At 60.8% G+C, this 24,022-nt stretch carries 21 protein-coding genes and 1 other RNA gene; 1 reads left to right on the top strand and 21 read right to left on the bottom strand.

Going from position 1 to position 24,022, the window contains the following annotated elements:
* Nucleotides 1–25: 25 nt before the first annotated feature.
* From ftsA to aqpZ, 4 genes are all read right to left on the bottom strand, one after another.
* A complete protein-coding gene (gene ftsA / locus ACPYOP_RS25025; RefSeq protein WP_481412974.1) occupies nucleotides 26–1,357 on the bottom strand; it encodes a cell division protein FtsA in 1,332 nt (443 codons plus the stop codon).
* Nucleotides 1,354–2,286: a cell division protein FtsQ/DivIB gene (locus ACPYOP_RS25020; protein ID WP_481412973.1), complete on the bottom strand. Its 933-nt coding sequence runs from the start codon at nucleotides 2,284–2,286 to the stop codon at nucleotides 1,354–1,356. The genes ftsA and ACPYOP_RS25020 overlap by 4 nt, the downstream gene beginning before the upstream one ends.
* Nucleotides 2,274–3,200, bottom strand: coding sequence for a D-alanine--D-alanine ligase (locus tag ACPYOP_RS25015; protein ID WP_481413005.1), 927 nt, complete (start codon nucleotides 3,198–3,200; stop codon nucleotides 2,274–2,276). The genes ACPYOP_RS25020 and ACPYOP_RS25015 overlap by 13 nt, the downstream gene beginning before the upstream one ends.
* Before the next feature lie 299 nt (nucleotides 3,201–3,499).
* Nucleotides 3,500–4,186, bottom strand: a complete 687-nt coding sequence (aqpZ, locus tag ACPYOP_RS25010; protein ID WP_481412972.1) for an aquaporin Z — start codon at nucleotides 4,184–4,186, stop codon at nucleotides 3,500–3,502.
* A 257-nt stretch (nucleotides 4,187–4,443) separates the two neighbouring features.
* Here aqpZ and ACPYOP_RS25005 point away from each other — a divergent pair, with 257 nt between their 5' ends.
* Nucleotides 4,444–5,775: an MFS transporter gene (locus tag ACPYOP_RS25005; RefSeq protein WP_481412971.1), complete on the top strand. Its 1,332-nt coding sequence runs from the start codon at nucleotides 4,444–4,446 to the stop codon at nucleotides 5,773–5,775.
* Between the two features lie 94 nt (nucleotides 5,776–5,869).
* On the opposite strand, the gene murB is transcribed toward ACPYOP_RS25005, so the two are convergent.
* The 17 genes from murB to ACPYOP_RS24920 form a co-directional block, all read right to left on the bottom strand.
* A complete protein-coding gene (gene murB / locus ACPYOP_RS25000) occupies nucleotides 5,870–6,844 on the bottom strand; it encodes a UDP-N-acetylmuramate dehydrogenase (RefSeq protein ID WP_481412970.1) in 975 nt (324 codons plus the stop codon).
* Nucleotides 6,841–8,256: a UDP-N-acetylmuramate--L-alanine ligase gene (gene murC, locus ACPYOP_RS24995; RefSeq protein WP_481412969.1), complete on the bottom strand. Its 1,416-nt coding sequence runs from the start codon at nucleotides 8,254–8,256 to the stop codon at nucleotides 6,841–6,843. The genes murB and murC overlap by 4 nt, the downstream gene beginning before the upstream one ends.
* Nucleotides 8,253–9,374, bottom strand: coding sequence for an undecaprenyldiphospho-muramoylpentapeptide beta-N-acetylglucosaminyltransferase (gene murG / locus ACPYOP_RS24990; protein ID WP_481412968.1), 1,122 nt, complete (start codon nucleotides 9,372–9,374; stop codon nucleotides 8,253–8,255). Before murG ends, murC begins: the two co-directional genes overlap by 4 nt.
* A gap of 181 nt (nucleotides 9,375–9,555) precedes the next feature.
* Nucleotides 9,556–10,710 carry a putative lipid II flippase FtsW gene (ftsW, locus tag ACPYOP_RS24985; RefSeq protein ID WP_481412967.1) on the bottom strand — a complete coding sequence of 385 codons (1,155 nt, stop codon included), beginning with the start codon at nucleotides 10,708–10,710 and terminating at the stop codon, nucleotides 9,556–9,558.
* 1 nt (nucleotide 10,711) lies between these two features.
* Nucleotides 10,712–12,124: a UDP-N-acetylmuramoyl-L-alanine--D-glutamate ligase gene (gene murD, locus ACPYOP_RS24980; protein WP_481412966.1), complete on the bottom strand. Its 1,413-nt coding sequence runs from the start codon at nucleotides 12,122–12,124 to the stop codon at nucleotides 10,712–10,714.
* A 7-nt stretch (nucleotides 12,125–12,131) separates the two neighbouring features.
* The gene (gene mraY / locus ACPYOP_RS24975; RefSeq protein WP_481412965.1) at nucleotides 12,132–13,253 is read right to left on the bottom strand and encodes a phospho-N-acetylmuramoyl-pentapeptide-transferase; all 1,122 of its coding nucleotides are present in this window, start codon (nucleotides 13,251–13,253) and stop codon (nucleotides 12,132–12,134) included.
* An 11-nt stretch (nucleotides 13,254–13,264) separates the two neighbouring features.
* The gene (locus ACPYOP_RS24970; protein ID WP_481412964.1) at nucleotides 13,265–14,725 is read right to left on the bottom strand and encodes a UDP-N-acetylmuramoylalanyl-D-glutamyl-2,6-diaminopimelate--D-alanyl-D-alanine ligase; all 1,461 of its coding nucleotides are present in this window, start codon (nucleotides 14,723–14,725) and stop codon (nucleotides 13,265–13,267) included.
* Nucleotides 14,722–16,185: a UDP-N-acetylmuramoyl-L-alanyl-D-glutamate--2,6-diaminopimelate ligase gene (locus tag ACPYOP_RS24965; RefSeq protein ID WP_481412963.1), complete on the bottom strand. Its 1,464-nt coding sequence runs from the start codon at nucleotides 16,183–16,185 to the stop codon at nucleotides 14,722–14,724. Before ACPYOP_RS24965 ends, ACPYOP_RS24970 begins: the two co-directional genes overlap by 4 nt.
* A 66-nt stretch (nucleotides 16,186–16,251) precedes the next feature.
* A complete protein-coding gene (locus ACPYOP_RS24960) occupies nucleotides 16,252–18,003 on the bottom strand; it encodes a peptidoglycan D,D-transpeptidase FtsI family protein (protein WP_481412962.1) in 1,752 nt (583 codons plus the stop codon).
* Nucleotides 18,003–18,518, bottom strand: coding sequence for a cell division protein FtsL (ftsL, locus tag ACPYOP_RS24955; protein WP_481412961.1), 516 nt, complete (start codon nucleotides 18,516–18,518; stop codon nucleotides 18,003–18,005). Before ftsL ends, ACPYOP_RS24960 begins: the two co-directional genes overlap by 1 nt.
* Nucleotide 18,519: 1 nt before the next feature.
* A complete protein-coding gene (gene rsmH / locus ACPYOP_RS24950; RefSeq protein ID WP_481412960.1) occupies nucleotides 18,520–19,545 on the bottom strand; it encodes a 16S rRNA (cytosine(1402)-N(4))-methyltransferase RsmH in 1,026 nt (341 codons plus the stop codon).
* A 14-nt stretch (nucleotides 19,546–19,559) separates the two neighbouring features.
* Nucleotides 19,560–20,000, bottom strand: coding sequence for a division/cell wall cluster transcriptional repressor MraZ (gene mraZ, locus ACPYOP_RS24945; RefSeq protein ID WP_481412959.1), 441 nt, complete (start codon nucleotides 19,998–20,000; stop codon nucleotides 19,560–19,562).
* Nucleotides 20,001–20,430: 430 nt separating this feature from the next.
* An RNA gene (gene rnpB, locus ACPYOP_RS24940) (RNase P RNA component class A) lies at nucleotides 20,431–20,829 on the bottom strand.
* A gap of 67 nt (nucleotides 20,830–20,896) precedes the next feature.
* Nucleotides 20,897–22,090, bottom strand: coding sequence for an NAD(P)/FAD-dependent oxidoreductase (locus ACPYOP_RS24935; protein WP_481412958.1), 1,194 nt, complete (start codon nucleotides 22,088–22,090; stop codon nucleotides 20,897–20,899).
* Between the two features lie 82 nt (nucleotides 22,091–22,172).
* Nucleotides 22,173–22,730: a lytic transglycosylase domain-containing protein gene (locus ACPYOP_RS24930; RefSeq protein WP_481412957.1), complete on the bottom strand. Its 558-nt coding sequence runs from the start codon at nucleotides 22,728–22,730 to the stop codon at nucleotides 22,173–22,175.
* Nucleotides 22,731–22,996: 266 nt separating this feature from the next.
* On the bottom strand, nucleotides 22,997–23,758 hold the full coding sequence (locus tag ACPYOP_RS24925) for an N-acetylmuramoyl-L-alanine amidase (RefSeq protein WP_481412956.1): 762 nt from the start codon (nucleotides 23,756–23,758) through the stop codon (nucleotides 22,997–22,999).
* On the bottom strand, nucleotides 23,755–24,022 hold a 268-nt coding region (locus ACPYOP_RS24920), incomplete at its 5' end, for a J domain-containing protein (RefSeq protein ID WP_481412955.1). The genes ACPYOP_RS24925 and ACPYOP_RS24920, both read right to left, overlap by 4 nt.

Genomic DNA, 24,022 nt, shown 5'->3' with positions numbered 1-24,022 from the left:
CGGAGAGCCTCTCCGGATCAGGCACTCAAAAACTCTCCTTCAGCCATTGGCCGACACGGCCGATCCGGCTGTTGTTACCCCCAAACGACGAGAGCAGACCGCTGCTCGGCGCATGTGTCTCCATGTCTGCGACCTGCGGATAGATCATCAGACCGACTGCCGTCGAAAAAGCCGGCCCCTTGGCCGCCGTCGGCAGGCCGGATACGCCCATCGGACGGCCGATGCGGACATTGCGGGCAAGAACGCGGCGCGCCACTTCGGGCAGGCCGGTCAGCTGGCTGGCACCACCCGTCAGGACGACGCGCTTGCCGACGATCGGGCTGAAGCCCGAACGCTGGATACGATCGCGAATGAGCTCGAGGGTTTCCTCGATGCGAGCCTTGACGATGCGCGACACAAGTGCCTTCGGCACCTGCGTCGGCTGGTCACGCTCGTCTTCGCCGATCGGCGGGATGGAAATCAGTTCACGCTCTTCCGAAGAATTCGCAAGCGCCGAGGCATGGACCACCTTCAGCCGCTCCGCATCCTCGATACGAGTGGAAAGGCCACGGGCAAGATCCGTGGTGACGTGATGGCCACCAAGGCTGACGGCATCGGTATGAACCAGCTTACCTTCGGCAAAGACCGAGATCGTCGTCGTGCCGCCGCCCATGTCGATGGCGGCGCAGCCGAGCTCCACTTCGTCGTCAACGAGAGCCGCAAGGCCGCTGGCATAAGGCGTCGCTACCATGCCCTCGACCGAAAGATGGGCGCGGTTGATGCAGAGTTCGAGGTTGCGCAGTGCTGCGCGCTCCGCAGTCACCACATGCATGTCGACGCCGAGCGCGTCGCCGAACATTGCCAGCGGGTCGCGGATGCCGCGCTCACCATCGAGCGAGTAACCGGTTGCCAGCGAATGCAGCACGGCGCGTTCCTGGCGGATCGACTGCTGGCAGGCGGCAGCCAGAACCTTCTTGAGATCGTTGGCCTCGACTTCCTGGCCACCGAGATCGATGGTCGCGGTGTAGATGTCGCTGCCGAGACGGCCGGCCGAGACATTGACGATCAGGCTGTCGACGGTCAGCCCAGCCATGCGCTCGGCCGCATCGACGGAGAGCCGGACGACGCTTTCCAGTGCGTCGAGGTCGGCGATGACGCCGGTCTTGATGCCGCGCGAGCGCTGATGGCCGATGCCGATGATCTCGATATTGTGCGAGCGGTTCGGAAGAACCTGGCTCTCCTCGCGCGGCGTCAGCCGGCCGATCATGCAGACGACCTTCGTCGAGCCGATGTCGAGGACCGACACGATGTGCGACCGCTTCGACGACAGCGGCTTCAACCGAGGCAGGCCGAAATGGGACGAACCGAATAAGCTCATGTATCCTGCCCTGCTTTCTTCAAAGCCTTGTTTCTCGCATCGACGGCGGCCTGACGACGAACTGCGGCATCCGGGGTTAGTTCTATTGCGGTGCGATCATCGAGACGGAGATCGACGGCGGCGATATCGCGCTCAAGAAGATTTTCGTTCTTGTCGAGCATGGTGAGGCGCGCGAGCGCGCCGTCGATATTGTCTTCCGGCAATTTGATGATCACGCCATTGTCGAGATAAAGATCCCAGCGACGGCCGGCGACGCGGACGAAGGCCTTCACATGACCACGGACATCCGGCCACTTGGCAAACTCGTCCTCGACCGAGGCGGCTGCGGTTTCGGCGTCGCGGCCGACGAAGAGCGGCAGCTTGGCGAACTTGTTGTCGCGCAGCGGCGCGATCACGCTGCCGTCCTTCTGGATCAGCGAAAGCTCGGAGCCGTGCTGCCAGATGGCGTAGGCCTTGCGCTCCGTCAGCTTCACCTCGACCGCCCTCGGATAGACCTTGCGGACTTCCACATTTTCGACCCAGGGCAAATTCGCGATCTTCAGGCGAGCCGCATCGGCATCGAGAGCAACGAGCGAAGTCGTGCCGTCGAGGCCAAGCAACTGCAGAATCTCGATTTCCGAGGTCTCGTCATTGCCGGAAACCTTGACGTCCTCGATCGCGAACCCGGCGGCAGAGGTCGTCGCCTCGGCGACAGCCTGGGTGTGACCACCAAGCGACATGCCGTAAAGACCGGTTGCAGCCAGGAGCATCAAGGCGGACACCGTACCCGTATGCGCGGGAATGTTGACACGGCCCGAGCCGAGGCTGACCAGGAAGCGTACGGCGCGGCGCAGCGGACGCGGCAGGACGAACGCATCCTCGACATCATCGATGGCGAGCGGGACGCGATGACGGGACCGCCTCATATTTTTGAGCGTCAGCGCAAACAAGACGCGTCCTCCACCATCCACCGGAGAAATTCACCAAAAGAGTAGCCGGCATGCGCCGCCATTTCAGGCACAAGGGAGGTAGGAGTCATGCCGGGCTGGGTATTGATCTCCAACCAGACAAGTTCGCCCTCTTCGGAAAAGCGATCGTCAAAACGGAAGTCAGATCGACTAACGCCGCGGCAGCCGATAGCTTCATGTGCCCTTAACGATAATGTTTGTATCTTTTGGTAAAGATTCGGTGAAATTTCCGCCGGCAAGACATGTTTTGACCCACCCTTGGCGTACTTGGCGTCATAGTCATAGAAGCTGTGCCCGAGCGGCACGATCTCAGTTACACCGAGAACCTTGCCGCCCATGACGCCGCAGGTCAGCTCCCGCCCATAAACATAGCGCTCGACAAGCACCTCGTCGCCGTAGCGCCATTCGGAAGACGTAATGATCTGCGGCGGATGCGCCTGATCTTCCTTGACGATCACGACGCCGAAGCTCGACCCTTCACGCACCGGCTTGACGACGTAAGGCGGCGCCATCGGGTGCTCATTGACGATGCCGAAACGGTTCATGACGATCGAGCCCGCGACCGGAATACCGGCCGCGGCGGCAACGGTCTTGGCACGCGACTTGTCCATCGCGAGCGCCGAGGCAAGCACGCCGGAATGCGTATAGGGAATCTGCAGATATTCGAGGACGCCCTGGATCGTGCCATCCTCACCGAAAGGACCATGCAGCGCATTGAAGACGGCGTCGGGCTTCAGCTCGGCCAGACGGCTGGCGACATCATGCCCCACATCGATACGGGAAACCTGAAAGCCTTCGGCTTCGAGGGCATCGGCGCATGCCTTTCCCGAAGAAAGGCTGACAGGCCTCTCCGAGGAAAATCCGCCCAAAAGGACAGCCACATGCTTGCCACCCATCAATACCCCCGACTTCACGGTCTCTGCTCTGCATTTGCGGGCCTCGCCTAACAGCGATTCTCGCCCCGCTTTCAATAGGCTGATTAGAACGACATTAAGGTTAATGAAGCGTTTACTTTCGTTAACTTTCGGCCGCTCCGCCGATGATCGAATGGTTCGAATCAAACCGGCCCAACGAATTCTGCCATTAGAATCAGAGAGTTGCTACTTTTGAAATCGCTACATTTAGATTTTTTAAACAAAGAGGCCCGCATCGGGTGTTCCGATGCGGGCCTGAAGGCATTAAAATCGTTGGGATTTCACTCGCTGTCGTCGACCAGCTTCCAGACCAGCCCGCCCAATGCGCCACCGACGATGGGAGCGACCCAGAACAGCCAAAGCTGCTGCAGGGCCCAACCGCCGACGAACAATGCCTGGCCTGTCGAACGGGCCGGATTGACCGACGTATTGGTAATCGGGATCGAAATCAGGTGAATCAGCGTCAGCGTCAGGCCGATGGCAATCGGCGCGAAGCCGGCCGGCACCTTGCTACTCGTCGAGCCAAGAATCACGACGAGGAAAAACAAGGTCAGCACGATCTCGGCCACCAATGCCGAGACCAGCGAATAGCCACCCGGCGAATGCTCGCCATAGCCGTTCGCCGCAAAGCCGCCGAGCTGAAAATCGGCCTTGCCGCTGGCGATCAGATAGAGCACGGCTGCAGCCACGATGGCACCGACAACCTGCGCGACGATATAAGGAATGAGCTGCCCGCCCGGAAAGCGGCCAGCCACCGTCAGACCCACCGAGACGGCTGGATTGAAATGCCCACCTGAAATGCCGCCGACCGCATAGGCCATCGTCAGCACGGTCAGACCGAACGCAAAAGCAACACCCAGAAAACCGATACCGAGGCTCGGAAATGCCGCCGCGAAAATTGCGCTGCCGCAGCCACCAAATACGAGCCAGAACGTCCCAAGAAACTCAGCGATGAGTTTTTTCTGCATGAAAGCCTTCTCCTTTGCCCTCAACCACAGCGAAAATCGACCATCTATGAAAAAACGTCGGGCAAGGACTCACCCGAAGCACGCCCCACTTAACGGCAAACGTTCGCCCAATTGTTTGCGAATCAACAATTGCGGCTAAATAGTAGCACACAACCGCTGATTTCTTGCGCATTTGACGTTTGCGTCGAACAAAAATTACGCTAAGGACACGCCTTACCTAATAAGAAAACCTTAGCATCCTCTAAATTGGTGGGATCATGACTGACGCGATATCTCCTTTATCGCCGACCCCCTCGTCATCGAACAATGCTGTTGCGAATTCCCCGGCACGTGTTCTGATCGCGAGCCTTATCGGCACAACGATCGAATTTTTCGATTTCTATGTTTATGCAACGGCGGCGGTTATCGTCTTCCCGAAGCTGTTCTTTCCAGCAAGCGATCCGACTTCGGCAACGCTGCAGTCCTTCGCGACCTTCTCCATCGCCTTCTTCGCGCGTCCGATCGGCGCGATGATCTTCGGCCATTTCGGCGACCGGGTCGGCCGCAAGGCGACGCTCGTCGCGGCTCTGATGACCATGGGTCTCTCAACGGTCGTGATCGGCATGCTGCCGACCTACGAATCGATCGGCGTTCTCGCACCCGTGCTGCTGGCGCTTTGCCGCCTCGGTCAGGGTCTCGGTCTCGGCGGCGAATGGGGCGGCGCGGTGCTGCTGGCGACGGAAAACGCGCCTGAAGGCAAGCGCAGCTGGTACGCCATGTTCCCGCAGCTCGGCGCCCCCATCGGCTTCATCCTGTCGGCCGGGCTTTTCCTTATCCTGCGCGAAACCATGGCGGATGCGGACTTCCTCAACTATGGCTGGCGCGTCCCCTTCCTGATCAGCATCGTGCTTGTTGCCGTCGGCCTCTATGTCCGTCTGAAGATCACGGAAACTCCGGAATTCCAGCGCGCGATCGAAAAGGAAGAACGCGTTTCCGTCCCGATCGCGGTCATCTTCCGTTCGCATCTCCGCAGCCTGATTCTCGGCACCATCATCGCGGTGGCGACCTTCGTGCTGTTCTATCTGATGACGGCCTTTACGTTGAGCTGGGGCACCAGGCCTCCGGGCAACGGTCCGCTGCCGGCAGGTCTCGGCTACTCGCAGGGCCAGTTCCTCGTCGTCCAGCTCGCCGGCGTCGTCTTCTTCGGCCTGATGATCCCGATCTCCGGCCTGTTGTCGGACCGCTATTCGCGCCGGCTGGTTCTGATCCTGACGACGATCGGCATCTTCATCTTCGGCCTGTTCTACTCGTCGCTGCTGACGGCCGGCCTTTCAGGCACTTTCGCTTGCTCGATCATCGGCCTTGCGCTGATGGGCTTCACCTACGGCCCGATCGGTGCCGCGCTAGCGGCACCCTTTCCGACCACCGTACGCTATACCGGCGCCTCGATGACCTTCAATCTCGGCGGCATCGTCGGCGCGTCGCTGGCTCCCTACATCGCCACATGGCTCGCGACGACCTACGGCCTGGTCTATGTCGGCTACTATCTGGCGGCCGCCGCGCTGCTCTCGCTGGTCGGCATCCTGCTCTCGGGCAACGACGAAGTCTGAGGACTTCACGATAACCAATTGAAAAGGCCGGGTAAAAACCCGGCCTTTTTGTTGAATCATTGTCTGAAGTTCGGAGCCTGTGACAACCCACTCATTACTCGGTCGTGACACCCTGGAACGGGCGAACCTCCCGGCCGGGCATGAAGTAGCCGAGGCGCTTGATTTCCCACTCCAGCTTGACGCCGGATTTCTCGAAAACCTCGCGGCGCACCTGCTCGCCGAGATATTCCAGATCGTAGCCCGTCGCCTGCTCCATGTTGATCATGAAGTTGCAATGCAGCGACGACATTTGCGCGCCACCGATGACGAGACCGCGGCAGCCCGCCTCATCGATCAGTTTCCAGGCGGAATGACCTTCCGGATTCTTGAAGGTCGAACCACCGGTCTTTTCCCGAATCGGCTGCACGGTTTCGCGATGGGCGCGCACGGCATCCATCTCAGCGCGAATCTTGGCGCGATCTTCCGGATGCCCCTCGAAAAGGACATGCGTGAAGATCAGATCGTCGGACGCATCCGAATGCCGGTAGCTGTAGCCCATCTCGGCATTGCTAAGCACATGCTTGTCGCCCTTGCGGTCGATGGCATGCACTTCGACGACGCGCTCGCGCGTTTCGGCTCCGTTGGCGCCCGCATTCATCCGCGCGGCACCACCGATGCTGCCAGGAATGCCGTAGAAGAAATGGAAGCCGCCGATGCTGTTGTCCATCGCCATGGCCGCGACATGCTTATCGGGGCAAATGGCGCCGGCCAGGATACGATTTTCGCCGGCAAGCTCGACGGAGCCGAAGCCCTTGGCCGAAAGCCGGAGGACGACGCCCGGAATGCCGCCGTCGCGCACCAATATGTTCGAACCCACGCCGACGACCGTCAGCGGCACGTCTTCCGGCAATATCTTCAGGAAGGCGATGAGATCGTCCGTGTCATGCGGCTGGAACATCAGTTCCGCCAGTCCGCCGGCGCGGAACCACGTGACACGATCCATCGGCGCGTCCGGCGTCAGCCGGCCCCTGATGTCCTTTACACTGTCGCCGAGCGACGCGAGAAGCTTTTCCCCATTTACCTGTTTCATGCGGACTTACCCGAGAGGCCTTCCAATTCCTTTGGCAATGATGCTGCCCAATATGTGATACTGCCAGCCCCCAACAAAACCACAAAATCACCCGGTCGCGCAATCTCTGCAACCATGGCGGCAAGATCTTCCTGCGATGGCAGATAGCGCGCATCGCGATGGCCGCTAGCCTTGATGCGCGAAACCAGTGCCTGCGAATCAGCACCCTCGATGGGATCCTCGCCGGCTGCATAGACGGGGGCCAGGAAGATGCTGTCGGCATCGTTGAAGCAGGCGGCGAACTCTTCGAAGAGGCTCGACAGGCGCGTATAGCGATGCGGTTGATGAACGGCGATGATGCGGCCGTTGCAGGCTTCGCGCGCGGCCTTCAGCACCGCCTTGATCTCGACGGGATGGTGACCATAATCGTCGAAGACCTTCACGCCGTTCCATTCGCCGGTCAGCGTGAAGCGGCGCTTGACGCCGCCGAATGATGCCAGACCCTTGGCGATCGCCTCGCTGGAGATCCCCAGACGGTTGGCAACGGCAACGGCCGCCGTCGCGTTGGAGATATTGTGACGACCAGGCATCGGCATGACGAGATCCTTGATCTGGATCACCTTGCCCGTGCGCCGCCTGCGGATTTCGATATCGAACACCGAGCGCGTGCCGTCGATGCGCACATTCGAGAAACGCACGTCCGCCTGCGGGTTTTCGCCATAGGTGATGACCTTGCGGTCCTCGATGCGTCCGACCAGCGACTGCACCTCCGGATGGTCGATGCACATGACGCCGAAACCATAGAACGGCACATTCTCGACGAACTGCCGGAAGGCGGCACGGACGGCATCGAAATTGCCGTAGTGATCGAGATGCTCCGGATCGATATTCGTGACGACGGCGACATCGGCCGGCAGTTTCAGGAAGGTGCCGTCCGATTCGTCGGCCTCGACCACCATCCACTCGCCGGCGCCCATGCGCGCATTCGTGCCGTAGGCATTGATGATGCCGCCATTGATGACTGTGGGATCGAGCCCGCCAGCTTCGAGCAGCGTCGCCACGAGGGATGTCGTCGTCGTCTTTCCGTGCGTGCCGCCGATGGCGATGGCGTTGCGGAAGCGCATCAACTCGGCCAGCATTTCGGCGCGACGGACGACCGGCAGCAGTTTTTCGCGCGCGGCGGCAAGCTCGGGATTGCTCTTCTTGATCGCGGTCGAGACAACGACGACTTCGGCGTCGCCGAGGTTTTCCGCCTTGTGGCCGATATGGACCGGGATGCCCTTGTCGCGCAGTCGCTGCACGTTGGCGCTTTCCGATTGATCGGAACCCTGCACGCGATGGCCGAGGTTATGCAGCACCTCGGCAATACCGCTCATTCCGATACCGCCTATACCGATAAAATGCACAAGGCCGATGGCCTTCGGCAGCTTCATACGCCTGCCCCCTTGAATTGCTGAATTGAACGTCCCGCGGCAATAGCCTCAACCATGTCGGCAAGCAAGTTTGCCGCATCCGGCTTGCCCGCCTGCTTGGCGGCTGCCGCCATCTTTGCAAGCTTTTCCGGCATGGTCATGGAGCCGCGCAGGATGGTGGAAAGCTTTTCCGGCGTCAGTTCCGATTGTACGATGACCTTGACGCCGCCGGTTGCCGCCAGCGCGGCCGCATTCGCAGCCTGATCGTGATCGAGCGCATGCGGATAAGGCACGAGGATCGCCGGGCGGCCGATGACGGCAAGCTCAGATACGGTCGAGGCTCCGGAGCGGCAAAGAACCAGATGCGCTGCACCGATGCGCTCGGCCATATCGGTAAAGAACGGCGCGACATCGGCGCCCATGTCAAGCTTTCTCGTGCAGCTGTTGACCGTCTCCATATCCTCGGGGCGCACTTGCTGCGTGATCCGCAGGCGCTTGCGCAGCGGCTCCTCAAGCAGGCTGATTGCCGTAGGCACGGCCTTCGAGAAATACTGCGCACCCTGGCTGCCGCCGAAGACGACCAGATTGAACGGATCGTCCGGTCCGGATGGCACATAGGGACGCTTCGCCGCCTCGATGACGGCCGGGCGCACGGGGTTTCCCGTCGTGACCGTCTTCTCCGCAAATGCGCCGTTATCCGTGAGGAACCCACCCGCAATCGCGCGAACGCGCGTCGCCAGCATCTTGTTGGCGCGGCCCATGACGGCGTTCTGCTCATGCAGCATGGACGGCACGCCCATGCGCGTGGCCGCCAGAAGCGGCGGAACAGTCGGATAGCCGCCGAAGCCGACGACGCAGACGGGCTTGATGCGCTGGATCAGCTTGCGCGCAGCGCGCATGCCCGTCCACAGCGTCCAAAGTGCGCGCGCGACCTTCAGCGGGTTCTTCGAACCGATCGTCGCCGAGGGCACGACATGGATCTCTTCGGCCGGAAACTTGCCGGCATAGCGTTCGGCGCGGCTGTCGGTGACGAGGTGCACGGAATAGCCGCGCTCCTTCAGTTTATAGGCCAGCGCCTCGGCCGGAAATACGTGACCGCCGGTTCCGCCGGCGGCTAGAAGGACAATGCCTTTACTCATAATTTTCGCTCCCGCGAACACCCCACGACTCGGGGCATCTCCCTAATATAGGAAGCCGCCACGGCCGCGTCATCGACGCGGGCCAAGCCCCCCTCATAGACCGCCGCTTCCCGAAAAGCGACCGGAGAATGAGGGATAGGCGGGAGACAGCGAGAGCAAATGGCAAATGGTCCCAAGTCGCTCACTCCGCCGGCAATCCGTGCGTCACGCGGAACAGGGTGCGATCCTGCGCGCGCTTTTCCGGCCTGTGCCGCGTCAGCGCCAGGATGAAGCCTGCCGTCACGCAGATCGCGGTCATCGACGAGCCGCCGTAGGATATCAGCGGCAGCGTCATGCCCTTGGCCGGCAGGAGCTGCAGATTCACGCCGATATTGATGATCGACTGAATGCCGATCTGCAGCACGAGGCCGGCAACGGCGAAACGGTTAAAATCGTTCTTTTCCTTATAGGCGTGCGACAGGCCGCGCAGCACCAGAACGGCAAAGATGAGGACAAGCACCATGCAGAAAATGACACCGAATTCTTCGGCAGCCACCGAGAAGATGAAGTCCGTATGGGCGTCCGGAATGATGCGCTTGACGATGCCCTCGCCGGGACCGACGCCGAACCAGTTGCCGTGAACGATCGCCTCCTTGGCGGTATCGACCTGGAACGTATCGCCCTCGCCCGTCATAAACTTGTTCACGCGCTGCGCCACGTGATCGAACACGTAATAGGCCGCGACGAAACCACCGGCGCCAAGCCCGCCAAGCACGATGATCCACAGCCAGGGCATGCCCGCCATGAAGAACATGCCGCCCCAGACGGCCGTCGTCAGGATGGTCTGGCCAAGGTCCGGCTGGGCCACGAGCAATGCGACGACGATGCCGAACAGGATGATGGCGAAGAGATTGCCCGGAATTTCCGGCTGGCGCGCATGTTCGGAAAACAGCCAGGCGCAGACGACGACGAAAGCCGGTTTCATGAATTCGGATGGCTGGATCGACAGCGCGGCGATATTGACCCAGCGCCGTGATCCCTTGACCTCGATACCGAAGAAGAGCGCGAAAAGCATCATCGCCAACGCAACGATCAGCAGGATGACCGCCGTGCGCCTGACTTGTCGGGGCGTCATGAAGGAGATGCCGATCATCGCCGCGATCGCCGGAACGAGGAATAGGGCGTGACGCTTGACGAAGTGGAACGGCTCCAGCCCGATACGCTCAGCCACCGCGGGCGAGGCCGCGAAGGAAAGCATGAAACCGATGCCGATCAACAAAATGAAAAGGGCGAGAAACACGCGGTCGATGGTCCAGAACCACTCGGCCAAGGCCCCACGTTCAACGCGGCTTACCATATCATTTGCCTCCAGCTGCTGAACCGATCAGCATGGAGACGCCCTCGATTGCAGCCACATGGCTGACGAAGGCGTCGCCCCTGACCTCGAAATTCTTATACTGATCGAAACTTGCGCAAGCCGGTGACAACATCACCGCCGCGGACACATGTTCATCCTTGTCCGCATCGGCTGCCGCATGCGCGACGGCCCGCTCCAGCGTACCGGAAATTTCGTAGGGCACCTGCTCCCCGAGCGTTGCGGCAAAGGCGGGTGCGGCCTCGCCGATCAGATAGGCCTTGGCTATGCGCGGAAAGAGCGGCGCAAGCGTCGTGATCCCGCCTTCTTTCGGCAGGCCGCCGGCAATCCAGTAAATGTTCTCGTAGCTCGAAAGCGCAGGCGCGGCCGCATCCGCGTTGGTCGCCTTGGAATCGTTGACGAAAACCACTCGGCCGCGCTTTCCGATCGGCTGCATGCGATGCTTGAGACCAGGGAATGATCTCAATCCGGCCCGAATTTCATCGGCCGAAACGCCGACGGCCAAGCAAGCTGCGATTGCCGCCGCCGCATTCTGTGCGTTATGGCCGCCGCGCAAGGTCTGAATGCCGTCGAGATCGGCGATCTCGCTTGCCGCACCGCTGGATGCCCGCATGATGCGGCTGCCTTCGGCATAGAGGCCGTGCGCCAATGCATGCCGGCGCGAAATCCGCATCACCTTGCCGCCCGCCCTTTCGATGCGATCGGCGATCAAGGAGGAATGACTGTCGTCAATGCCGACTATGGCAACGTCGCTTCCCGCGACAAGGCGCTCCTTGATATCGGCATAGTGCTGCATCGTGCCGTGCCGATCGAGATGATCGGGTGTCAGGTTCAGCAGAATGCCGGCGGAAGGATTGAGCGTCGGCGCAAGATCGATCTGGTAGGAAGAGCACTCGACCACATAGAAGCGGCCAGCCTTCGGCGGATCGAGGGTCAGCACGGCTGTCCCGATATTGCCGCCAAGCTGCGTGTCCCGCCCGCTCGATTGCAGGATATGAGCGATCAGCGCCGTCGTCGTCGATTTGCCGTTCGTGCCGGTAATGGCGATGAAGGGGCAATCCGGCGCATGCGCCCGCCGCTCCCTAACGAAAAGCTCGACGTCGCCGATAACCTCGACGCCGGCGGCATGAGCGAGATCGACGGTCCAATGGGGCTTCGGATGCGTCAGCGGCACACCGGGCGACAGCACGAAGACCGACTGGCTGTTCCAGTCGATCGTCCTCAGATCGGCAACCGCTATTCCCTCTGCTGCCGCCTTGGCCACGCTGTCCGGGTTGTCGTCCCAGGCCGTCACCTCGGCGCCACCCGCGACCAACGCCCGCGCCGTGGCGAAACCCGAACCTCCGAGGCCGAAGAGAGCAACCTTCTTTCCGTTCAGCGTGGTAACGGGGATCATCGGTGCCTCACCGCAACTTCAGGGTGGACAGGCCGACCATCGCCAGGATGACCGCAACGATCCAGAAGCGCACGACGACCTGGCTTTCCGTCCAGCCCTTCTTTTCGAAGTGGTGATGGATCGGCGCCATGAGGAAGACACGACGCTTGGTCATCTTGAAAAAACCGACCTGGATGATGACGGAAAGCGCTTCCAGCACGAAAAGACCACCGATGATCGCCATGACGATCTCGTGCTTGGTGGCGACGGCGACCGAGCCGATCATGCCGCCGAGCGCCAGCGAACCCGTATCGCCCATGAAGATGGCGGCGGGTGGCGCATTGAACCAGAGAAAGCCAAGACCCGCCCCGATGACAGCGCCGAGGACGACGGCCAGTTCGCCCGTGCCGGGCACGAAATTGATCGCCAGATAGTCGGCGAAGACGAAATTGCCGGCCAGATAGGAGATGACGCCGAAGGAGGCCGCCGCGATCATGACCGGCACGATGGCAAGCCCGTCGAGACCGTCGGTCAGGTTGACGGCATTGCCGGCGGCAACGATGACGAATGCACCGAAGAACACGAAGAACATGCCAAGATTGAGCAGCAGGCTCTTGAAGAAGGGGAAGGCGACAGACGAGCCGAAGGTCGAACCGGCCGGGCCGGAGGATAGCGCGGTCGTCATCATGAAGTAGACGGCGATAGCGGCGATGATGAACTCGATGCCGAGGCGCGCGCGGCCGGAAAAGCCCTTGTCGCTCTGCTTGGTCACCTTGAGATAGTCGTCATAGAAGCCGATCGCGCCGAAGCCGAGCGTCACCAGCAGGGTGGCGACGACATAGACATTGGCAAGATCGGCCCAAAGCAGCGATGAGACGACGATGCCGGCCAGAATCATCAACCCGCCCATCGTCGGAGTGCCGGCCTTCTTGAAATGCGTCTGCGGACCATCGGCGCGGATCGGCTGCCCCTTGCCCTGGCGCACGCGCAGGGAGGAGATGATTCGCGGCCCGAAGAGGAAAACAATCAACGCTGACGTGAACAGGGCACCGCCGGTACGGAACGTGATGTATCTGAACAGATTGAGGAATCTGAAATGAGTACTGAAAAAATGAATATGGTCCGACAGTTCGGCAAGCCAGATCAGCATAAGAGCCCTTTCTAAAGCCCCTGATGGGTATGGGGGCCCGTGTCGGAAAATGCGGGAAACTTGTCAAGCAAGCCCGCTATGATCTTTCCAAATCCCAGCCCCAGCGATGATTTCACCATCAAGACGTCGCCAGAGGCGACTGAATTGAGCGCGAATTCCGAGAGCTCCTCCGTCGTCTCGCGATATTCGACATGAACACTTTCCGGCAGCTCATCCCTTAAAGCCGCCATCTCCGGACCCGCCAGCCAGACATGCTCGATGCCGGCCGCCAGCAGCGGTCCGGCAAGATTGGCATGCACGCGCTGGGCATAATCCCCCATTTCCAGCATATCGCCGAGAACGGCGATCCGCCTGCCCTGCCGTCCGCCCGGCCCCGAATGCGGCGAGGTCGTCGCCAGCAGCGCGATGGCCGCGCGCATGGAAGCGGGATTGGCGTTGTAGCTTTCGTCGATCAGCGTGAAGTAGCCGTTGCCGATCGCGCGCTTGTGGCGCTGTCCCCGGCCCTTTTCCGGCTGCAGATCCGCCAAGGCATCGACAGCCTCGTCGAGATCGGCCTCCACCAGCATGACCGCGCCAAGCACGGCAAGCGCATTTTCCGCGATGTGACGGCCGGGTGCGCCGAGGGCCACTTCCATGGTCTCACCGCCGATCGTCAGCCAAAGCGTCGAATTCTCTTCAGAGGCATTGAATTCCGCAAGGCGCACATCGGCCTTGGCATGCTGACCGAAGCTGTGAACATGCTCGATGCCCGCCTGCCGTGCCGCATGTTCCAGCATCTCGAACTGATCGCTGTCGTGATTGAGAATGGCGTGACCACCAGGCACGACACCCTCGAAAATTTCCGCCTTCGCGGCCGCGATCTCGCTGATGCTGTTGAAATTGCCGAGATGAGCCGGCGCGATCGTGGTGATGATCGCCACATGCGGCTGCACCATCTTGACCAGCGGGCGAATTTCCCCGGGATGGTTCATGCCGATTTCGAAAATGCCGAAATCCGTATCTTCAGGCATGCGCGCCAGGGTAAGCGGGACACCCCAATGATTGTTGAACGAGGCGACGGAGGCGTGCACCCTGCCCGAGGGTGTCAGCGCACGCCGCAGCATTTCCTTGGTGGTCGTCTTGCCGACCGAACCTGTAACGGCGATGATCTTGGCCTGTGTGCGCTCGCGGGCGGCGGCGCCGAGCCGCGCAAGGGCTGCCAGCACATCGTCCACCACGATCTTCGGTACGGTCAGCCTGCCCATTGCCGGCAGGCGCCCCTCGCTGATCACGATAAAAGCCGCGCCATTCGCCATTGCCAGATTGGCATAGTCATGGCCGTCGACGCGATCGCCCTTGATCGCAAAAAAAGCCTCGCCGGGCTGAATGGAACGGCTGTCTATGGATATGCCCGTAATGCCCTCCGGCAGCGCTCCGAAAGAGCGGCCCGAGATTGCGGCGATCATATCCTCAGTTGTCCATAACCAGCTCAAGACTTCAAATCCTCCAATGCTTTGCGCAATTCGGCATGGTCGGAGAACGGCAGCGTGACGCTGCCGATCGTCTGACCTTCCTCATGCCCCTTGCCGGCGACGATCAGCGTGTCGCCGGATGTTAGCATGCCGACCGCCGTGCGGATCGCTTCGGCGCGATCGCCGATCTCCGTCGCACAGGCAGCGGCCACCATGATCTCCGCGCGGATCGTTGCCGGATCCTCGGATCGCGGATTGTCGTCGGTAACGACGACGACGTCGGCGAGACGGCAAGCGATCTCGCCCATGATCGGCCGCTTGCCGCGATCACGATCACCGCCGCAGCCGAAGACGACAATGACGCGGCCCGTCGTGAACGGCCGCACCGAATTCAGGACATTTTCGAGCGCATCCGGCTTATGGGCATAGTCGACATAAGCGAGCGCCCCATTATGCGTATGACCGACAAGCTCCAGGCGGCCGGATGCACCGACAAGCTTTTCCAATGCCGCCATGGCAACCGGCGCAGCGACACCCGTCGAGATGGCGAGGCCGGCGGCAACAAGCGCATTGGCGATCTGGAAGTCCCCAGCCAACGGGATATGGACTTCGAAGATATCGTCGCCGACATGCACCTCGGCGATCTGCTTGTGGCGGAAATGCTCCACGCGCTTCAACGTCAGGAAATCACCCTTGCGCCCGACGGTACGCACGTCCTGCCCGGCCTCGCGGGCGGCGGCGATGGCCTGAGCCGACCACGCGTCATCGGCAAAGATCACTGCGGGAGAGCCCTTCGGCAGCAGATCCCGGAACAGCCGCATCTTGGCGGCCATGTAGTCCTCGACCGTCGGATGATAATCCATGTGGTCGCGGCCGAGATTGGTGAAAGCGGCGGCACCGAGCTTCACGCCATCGAGCCGGAATTGATCGAGTCCATGGCTGGAAGCTTCCATGGCGGCATGAGTGACGCCTTCATCGGCGAGCTCGGCCAGCAGCTTGTGCAGCGATACCGGATCAGGCGTCGTCAGTGCACCATATTCGTTACGGGTCGGCGATACGACGCCGGTCGTGCCGATCATGGCAGCCGGATGACCGGCATAGGCCCAGATCTGGCGCGTGAAGGAAGCAACCGAGGTTTTGCCGGCGGTCCCCGTCACCGCCACCATCGTTTCCGGCTGCCGTCCATAGAAGCGCGAAGCTGAGACAGCCAGAAACCGACGCGGTTCGGAAACCGGAAGCACGGGCACACCGCCAGCATCAATCTCATGGCCTGCAACCACAACCGATGCCCCGCGCGAAACGGCATCGGCGATAAAGCTCGCCCCATCAGCCTTGGTCCCGGCCACGGCAACAAATGCCACACCGGGCGACACCTTCCGGCTGTCGGCGGAGATCCCGATTATCTCAAGATCGCCAAGCGTCCCGCCAATCTGTGTGTTGAGTTCCGGAAATCCATTTCCGGCAATTTCCCGCAAGTTCATCGAATATACTTTTCGCCTTCTCGATCAGTCCGCCCCTCGCGAATCGACGTGTGTATTCTTTCACGCTTAATAAGACACCAGCAAGGCCGAGTTGCCGTTTCCAAAACTTGGCTGAATGCCGAGGATCGGTGCTGCCCGGGCGATGATATCACGCGCGATCGGCGCCGCGGTGTAGGCAGAGATCGTGCCGCCATGCTCACCGGTCTTCGGCTCGTCGCAGAAGGTCATGATGATGTATTGCGGATTATCGATCGGGAATGCGGCCATGAAGGTGTTGAAATTCAGCGTATTGGAGTACCGACCGTTGACGACCTTGTCGGCCGTGCCGGTCTTGCTGCCGACATCGTAACCCGGCACGCGGGCAGCACGGCCCGACCCCTTGGAGCCATTGAAGTCAAGCAGGAAGCGTACATTGTCGCTTGTGCTTTTCTTGACGACGAGCTTGGCAATCTCGTCGGCCTGCTCGCGGGTGCGAGGCAAGAAAGTCGGCTCGATCAGCCTGCCGCCGTTGACGAGCGCCGCACCGGCAACGGCTGTCTGCAACGGCGTCGTCGAGACGCCGTGACCGAAGGAGATCGTGATCGAATTGATCTTCTTCCAGACGCGTGGCTGCGTCGGCATCTTCACCTCGGGCAATTCGGTCTGCATCTTGGTGAGCAGGCCGATACGGGTGAGGAATTCCTTATGCGCGTCGATGCCGACGAGATCGGCGACCTTCGCCGTGCCGATATTGGACGAATACTGGAAGATTTCCGGAACGGTCAGTACGCGATGCTGACCATGGAAATCTTTAATGGTGAAGCCGCCGATACGGATCGGATTGGTGGCGTCGAAAGCGTCATGAAGCGTGACCTTGCCGGAATCGAATGCCATAGCCATGGTAAAGGTCTTGAAGGTCGATCCCATTTCGAACGTGCCGTTCGTCATGCGATTGAGCCAGCCTTCGGAGGCACCTTCATTCGGGTAGTTCGGATCGAAATCGGGCGCGGATGCCATGGCGACCACTTCGCCGGTGTTGACATTGACCACCGCAGCGCCGGCACCCTTCGCCTGGAAATTCTTGACCGCGTTGACGACCGCATCATGGACGATGTCCTGCACGCGCAGATCGATCGACAGTTTCACCGGTTGCAGCGGCTGGTCGTTGGTCATGCCCGCGGCGGCGAGGTCGGCGAGCCCCTGGTCGTCGATATATTTCTCCATGCCGGCAACGCCGCGGTTGTCGATATTGACGTAGCCGAGAATATGGGCCGCGGTCGAGCCGCCGGGATAGAAGCGGCGCTTCTCCGGACGGAAGCCGATGCCGGGAATGCCGAGCGCCAGGATCTGGCTTTGCTGTTTCGGCGTCAGTTGCCGGCGCAGCCAGGCGAAATGCGAGCTCTTTACCGAAAGCTTCTTGTAGGTGGACTTGGCATCGAGATCCGGCAGGACCTTGCGCAGTTCCTCGACGGCCTCATCCGGATCGATGATTTTGTTCGGTTCGGCAAACAGCGAGACGGTACGGATGTCCGTTGCCAGAAGGGCGCCGTTGCGATCGACAATGTCGGGCCGCGACGCCATAAGGCGATCCGGCGGCAAAATGCTTGACGTCGTATCCGGAGGCGTCATGGCGAACTGGACAAGACGAGCGCCGACCACGCAATAGACCGCGATGAAACTCGCCACCAGCAGAACGACGCGGCTCTTGGCCTGAGTGGCCTTGCGCTTGCGCGCGCCTTCGAAGGTCGAGCGCGAAAAGCCGTCGCTCGGCCGATTGTTGCCGTCGGTGGAGAAGTGCGCCTTGCTCTTCAGGACCATGATGCGAGAAAGAAAAGACATTATTCGTCCACCGATCCCGTTGCGATATTGTCGATGTCTGGTTTCTTGCGCTTCACCAAGGTGGGCGCCTTCGGCCGCGGCGCGGGAGCGGCGGCCACATCCGCAATGGCCTTCCTGATCTGCGCGTCGGTCGTATCGCTGCTCTTGGAGGCTGCGGATGCATTGCCCTTGGCGGGCTTGCCGCTCTTCGGATCGTTGGATGCCGTCACCGTCGGCGGCGGAAGCTGCGAGCGCAGCATCGGCATCTCGCTCGGCTGGACGATCGCGGTCGAAAGCGTCGGCTGCAGTTGCAGCTCACCACTATAGGCGTTGACGAGCTTTTCAAGACGGTTCGGCTGCGAGACCAGCGCCCAGTCCGCCTTCAGAAGCTCGATCGTGTCCTTCTCGAGCTTGATTTCGGATTCGAGACGACGAACCTCTTCCAGCTTCAGCTCGGCCCGATGCTTGATCGTATAGGTCACGCTGGCCATGGCCGTCATGACGCCGATCAGCACGATGTCAAAAGTCTTTAGCATCTCAACCTCCGAGCTTTCCGAGACTGGCGAGATTGGGCAGATCGAAGATCGAGAGATCGGCAGCTTCGGCTGGCGCGGCGGTGCGAAGCCCCGCACGCAGCTTGGCCGAGCGCGCGCGCGGATTGGCTTCCGCCTCGGCATCGCTCGCAGAAATCATCGACTTGCCGACCGGCTCGAAGGTGGCAGGCCGCTCACTCACGATCGGCATGTGGCGCGACCCGACGGCACGGCCCGAGCGATCGGCAAAGAACTTCTTGACGATCCTGTCTTCCAGCGAATGGAAGGTCACAACGACAAGGCGCCCGCCCGGCTTGAGGGTGCGTTCGGCTGCAAACAACGCCTGGGCCAGCTCGCCGAGCTCGTCATTGACGAAAATGCGCAAGGCTTGGAAGACCCGCGTCGCGGGATGAATCTTGTCCTTCGCCTTTCGCGGCGTCACGGTCTCGATCAGGCCGGCGAGATCGCGGGTAGTGACAAAAGGAGCCTCCGCACGCCGTTTCTCGATCGCATGCGCAATGCGTGGCGCCTGCTTTTCCTCGCCCAGAAACACAAAAATACGAATGAGATCGGCGAGCTTGGCTCGATTGACGACATCGGCGGCCGATACGCCGCTTGCCGACATGCGCATGTCGAGCGGACCGCTCTTGTTGAACGAAAAACCGCGCTCGGCCTCATCGATCTGCATGGAGGAAACGCCGATATCGAGCACGATGCCATCAAGGCCGCCTGCCGGCGCATGATCGGCCAATTGCGAAAACTGCGATTGGATGAGATTGAGATGGCCGGCATGGGCCGAAACAAGTGCCTGGCCCGCCGCAATCGCCGTCGGATCGCGATCAAGAGCAATCACATCGGCGCCGGCAGCAAGGATGGCCGACGTATAGCCGCCAGCCCCGAACGTTCCGTCGAGTATAATTTTGCCGGACGCCGGAGCCAGCGCATCGAGCACCTCGGAAAGAAGAACCGGAATGTGACGAACCGGTCCGCCACCGGCATCAGAAGAACCTCCGCCTGAATTCGCCGCCATTCCGTTTCCCCGCTCTAATCCGAGCGCCTGCCCGCCAGCCTGCGCTCCTCTCGTGCCTGCGCCTGCAAGGCCAGGAAGGCCTCCGGTCGCCACAATTGAAAATGATCCGCCCGCCCAACGAAAGTCACTTCGCCCGCAATTCCGGTGAAGTCGCGGATGAAATCCGTGACCATCAACCGCCCTTCCGCGTCGAGCTTCATAAAGACCCCACCCCCATGAATGAGGAGCGACATCTGATTTGCCGCCGGCGAAAACGGATCGTCCGCCGCAATCTGCCGCTCGAACCGATCGAGCAGATCGAGACCGCCGACGCTGATCGCCGGAAACACAAAATCCTGGAAGCAGTACAGCTCCTGGATATTGCGCTCGGCCAGCACGGAACGAAACGCCGCCGGCACGGAAACCCGTCCCTTGGCATCGATCCGGTTGGTGGCATTTGACAGGAAGCGGTTCATGACACGAAACACCCGTCCCCCATGACCCGCAAGCAGCTACACGCTCACAGGCACAGCCAAAATCGGACACAGCTTCGCAAGCCGAAAGAGCGAATGCCCCTTCGATACTTCCGGAACGGAAGCAATCACGGCCTTGCGATGATTGGGCACTGATTTGCCCGTATGCAGTGTTCTTTTGGGATACCATGGGACCATATGGGCGTCAATGGGATGAGGCCACGTCTGGCATGGCATCAGCTCGAATATTCATAAGCCGTTAAGTTTAACGAAAGGTTAGGATCGGCCTCAGCCAATGTCCCGAAACGGATTGTTTTCACAGGCGAAACGCCCCGCCTGCCAGGGCCGAAAACCTTGGAAATCCGGGCATCCCGCCACTCTCGAAATTATTTGCGGAGAGCGGGAAACGCGCCTTTCGCAGAAGGCGCGATGATTTGCCAGTTGGCCTGTAAGCCGGGTTCTGTATGGCTCCGGCCGAGGCCGGAACGTGGCAGCCATTCATCTGGGACGGCGCTTGCGCGACGCCTCATGCAACCCACCCGGATGACCGGCCCGGAAACGGGCTGGAACGCTTGCGCGCCCCGCGTCATCCCTATTCGGTTTTGCTCCCGGTGGGGTTTTCCGTGCCGTCGCTGTTGCCAGAGACGCGGTGGGCTCTTACCCCACCCTTTCACCCTTACCCGGCACGAGACCGGGCGGTTTGCTTTCTGTGGCACTTTCCCTGAGGTTGCCCTCGCCGGACGTTATCCGGCACCGTGTTTCCGTGGAGCCCGGACTTTCCTCACCTCATCGCCTTTCGGCATTGATGAAGCGCGGCTGCCCAGCCAACTGGCACTGGCTCATTAACCGAGACCGCCCTCAATTGCCACCGAAATATGCGGCCTCGTGAACGGTGGATGTCAGTTGCGGAAATGCGCTGAGAAATCCGTGCCGTAGCCTTCGTCCTTGATTCGGCCCGCGAACAACAGTTCCGCCCCCAACCGGCCGATTTCGTCGGAACTCTTGGCAGCCATGCCGCAACCGCCGGTCAGAACCGCCACGCGTGGCGACGACGTATAACCGATCATCGGATACCCCGTCGGCGAATAGGAAACGGCACAGGAATTGGTGAAAGCTGCAGGGCGCTTCACAGCGGGAACGAGCGCGTGGAAGATTCGCACCAGATGTTCTCGGGCCTTGTCGCGGCCGGCCGTGCGAAACCAGGCACGCAATTCCGCCTCGGTCTCGAATTGAAGATCATCGGGATCGCCGCCGATCTTGATGTAATACTTCCCGTCGGGATAGCGGATCGGCGGCAGCATATAAATGCTGTCCACATCATCGGGCGTCACGGATATCAGCGAGGGCATGCCGGAAAGCGCTTCGGCTTCCGCTTCGCTGACCTCGAAGAAGGTGACCGTGCGGCCATAAACCTTCATCTCAACAGGTCGCGGCAAGAGATTCTCCGCAATGGAGAAACCGCCGGCGGCCAGCAGGATTTTTTCCGCGCTGAAGGTCTCACCTTCTGCCGTCGTGACGATCGCGAGACCACCCTCGTCGCGGATCGACAATGCCGTCTGCTTGATGACCTTGGCGCCGGCTTTTTCCGCCAGCAACGACTGCGCCTTCACCAGCCGGCGCGGACTGATGTGACCTGCCCCACGCGGCTCAAAGACCCCTTCGCTTCCCGATGGAAAGGAGAAGAAAGGGAACTTCTTCTCAAGCTCCGCGTCGCCGAGGATTTCGGTTTGAACACCGAGCCGGCCAGCGGCTTCGACGACATCGCCGACATAGGTGGTTTCTCCTCCTCGTTTCGGACCGGTAACGAGGCAGCCGACAGGCGCATAGAACTGGATGCCGCTATCCCGTTCGATTTCCGCATAGCGGCTGATCGAACGGTTCGCGAGACGGGCCCAATCGGCATCGGGATCGATCGTCCGGGTGATGCGGCCCTCGTCGTAATGGCTGCCGAAGACGCCCTGATGACTGGCGCGATCTTCGGGTTCATCCGGCCCGATAACGGCAATGCCGTCGGTTTGCCTAGCCAGGTGACGGGCCGCAGCTGCCCCCATCATGCCCCGGCCGACGACGATGAACCTGAAATCCGCTGCCATGCTATGATCCCCGCAAACAATAGCTGTTCGATAGCATGGAAGACGATTCCGCCCTAACCCGTAATTCCTGGTTCTTCGGACGTCAGTCCAGAAGCGCCAGCACCTTGCCGCAATAACGCTTCGAGATCGGGTTCATGCGCGTGGCGCCGTGGCCGGCATTGTATTTGAGGATGGTATTGCACGTCGCACCGCCGCCGAGATCCTGCGCCATGGCCAGGTACTTCATGCCGAACCTGATATTCGTCTCGGGATCGTAGAGCCCCTTGGCCCCTCCGGCATATCCCATCAGCCGGGCGGTTGCCGGCTTGATCTGCATCAGGCCGATCTCGCCTGCGCTGCCCCGTGTTTTCGGATTGAAATTGCTTTCGATCTTGATGACGGCAGTCGCCAGTTCAACGGCAACGCCGTTCTGCTTGGCATATTTGGCAATCAGGGCGGAGTAACGATTTTGTCGTGCGAAGGAGGTTTCCGCGTCACGCAATTCGGCGGGAACGTTTGGCATCGGAAAGCCGGTGGTGCGGCTGACGATCTTGAGTGGAACCGTTTTCTGCTTTGCGTCACGCTGGGCCGCAAAGGCGCAATCATATCCCGCCAGCAGCACGCCCACGCATGCTGCAGCCGCAACAATCAAATTTTTCATGTAGTCTTTTGTCTCCAGGGGCGGGACCGCGGACAGCACAAGCCGTCACGTCCGGCTGGAGGCAAAAAGAGCCGCCGGAATGCACAGTCCCCATTAGTCGTCTACGGCCGCGCGACACACAAACCCAGACGGCGCGACCGCCGTTCAGCGAGCGCCGTTAGACCAATGCAATGCGGAGATAATAGGGAAAAGATGTGGCGTAGCAGGGAGTTACGCATTTTCGCATCAATAGCCGGCTATAAACATGGCCACCGACAACGGCGAGGCTACGAATAGCGGGGCAGCGTGGACAGAAGGCGATGAAGCGTATCGATCGTGGAAAAATCGGCGATGCCATCCACGCGCTCCTGGCGGAAATGGCGCTGAAAGGCTTCGACGTCCCCCTTCAGCTTCTCCGAGAATTCCCCCGTTATTTCAGTGCTATAGCCATAAAGCGAGAGCATGGACTGCAGCGCCTCGATCGGTTGACCGACATCGCCTTTCTGGAAGAACCTCCCGCCGGTGATCGGCGTCGGTTCCACCCAATGCCCTACCCCTACCTTAGCCAGCTCCGCCCAAGGGAATTTCTCGCCCGGATCCACCTTTCGCACGGGCGCCACGTCGGAGTGTCCGAGCACGCGTTCAGGCACGATTGCCCAGCGTTGGCCGCAATCGCGACACAGTTCGACGACCGCTTCGACCTGCGCATCCGGGAAATCCGGCAGTCCGCCCGGATGGCCGGCATTGGCGATCTCGATGCCGATCGACCGCGAATTGATATCGATATCACCATGCCAGGAGCTCTTGCCCGCATGCCAAGCGCGACGCTCTTCCGGAACGAGCTGCACGACGCGCCCGTCCTCGAAAACGAAATAGTGGCTCGACACCTGGCTCTCCGGGCGACACAGCCAGTCGAGAGCTCCCTCGGCCGTGCCCATGCCGGTATAGTGCAGAAGGATGATATCAGGCCGGCGTCCGTCCCGCCGCTCGCCATGGTTCGGCGAAGGCTGCACATGGGCGCGAGTGAAATCGGCCTTAAATGCACTCATGCGGCGCGGCGTTCTTTCTCGATCTCGGCATAGGCCGCATTCAGGGCTGCCATGCGCTCGTTGGCAATGGCATGAAACTCTTCGGGGACCCCTCGCGACACGAGACGATCCGGATGGTTCTCGGAGACAAGGCCATGATAGCGGCGACGGATCGTCGGAAAATCGTCCTGTCGCGATACGCCGAGCACCTTATAGGGGTCACGGCCACTGACGCTCACATGGCGGGCCATGATCTGCTCGAACCGCTGTTCGCTCATATGGAAG

The organism is Rhizobium sp. KNZ2-6A (assembly GCF_056755475.1).
This window is presented reverse-complemented; position numbering and strand designations above follow the sequence as displayed.

Bases quoted from the DNA above. Each gene is read 5' to 3' on its own strand.
- ftsA (WP_481412974.1), bottom strand. From the start codon at position 1,357: ATGAGCTTATTCGGTTCGTCCCATTTCGGCCTGCCTCGGTTGAAGCCG.
- ACPYOP_RS25015 (WP_481413005.1), bottom strand. From the start codon at position 3,200: ATGGGTGGCAAGCATGTGGCTGTCCTTTTGGGCGGATTTTCCTCGGAG.
- aqpZ (WP_481412972.1), bottom strand. From the start codon at position 4,186: ATGCAGAAAAAACTCATCGCTGAGTTTCTTGGGACGTTCTGGCTCGTA.
- ACPYOP_RS25005 (WP_481412971.1), top strand. From the start codon at position 4,444: ATGACTGACGCGATATCTCCTTTATCGCCGACCCCCTCGTCATCGAAC.
- murB (WP_481412970.1), bottom strand. From the start codon at position 6,844: ATGAAACAGGTAAATGGGGAAAAGCTTCTCGCGTCGCTCGGCGACAGT.
- murC (WP_481412969.1), bottom strand. From the start codon at position 8,256: ATGAAGCTGCCGAAGGCCATCGGCCTTGTGCATTTTATCGGTATAGGC.
- murG (WP_481412968.1), bottom strand. From the start codon at position 9,374: ATGAGTAAAGGCATTGTCCTTCTAGCCGCCGGCGGAACCGGCGGTCAC.
- ftsW (WP_481412967.1), bottom strand. From the start codon at position 10,710: ATGGTAAGCCGCGTTGAACGTGGGGCCTTGGCCGAGTGGTTCTGGACC.
- murD (WP_481412966.1), bottom strand. From the start codon at position 12,124: ATGATCCCCGTTACCACGCTGAACGGAAAGAAGGTTGCTCTCTTCGGC.
- mraY (WP_481412965.1), bottom strand. From the start codon at position 13,253: ATGCTGATCTGGCTTGCCGAACTGTCGGACCATATTCATTTTTTCAGT.
- ACPYOP_RS24965 (WP_481412963.1), bottom strand. From the start codon at position 16,185: ATGAACTTGCGGGAAATTGCCGGAAATGGATTTCCGGAACTCAACACA.
- ACPYOP_RS24960 (WP_481412962.1), bottom strand. From the start codon at position 18,003: ATGTCTTTTCTTTCTCGCATCATGGTCCTGAAGAGCAAGGCGCACTTC.
- ftsL (WP_481412961.1), bottom strand. From the start codon at position 18,518: ATGCTAAAGACTTTTGACATCGTGCTGATCGGCGTCATGACGGCCATG.
- rsmH (WP_481412960.1), bottom strand. From the start codon at position 19,545: ATGGCGGCGAATTCAGGCGGAGGTTCTTCTGATGCCGGTGGCGGACCG.
- mraZ (WP_481412959.1), bottom strand. From the start codon at position 20,000: ATGAACCGCTTCCTGTCAAATGCCACCAACCGGATCGATGCCAAGGGA.
- ACPYOP_RS24935 (WP_481412958.1), bottom strand. From the start codon at position 22,090: ATGGCAGCGGATTTCAGGTTCATCGTCGTCGGCCGGGGCATGATGGGG.
- ACPYOP_RS24930 (WP_481412957.1), bottom strand. From the start codon at position 22,730: ATGAAAAATTTGATTGTTGCGGCTGCAGCATGCGTGGGCGTGCTGCTG.
- ACPYOP_RS24925 (WP_481412956.1), bottom strand. From the start codon at position 23,758: ATGAGTGCATTTAAGGCCGATTTCACTCGCGCCCATGTGCAGCCTTCG.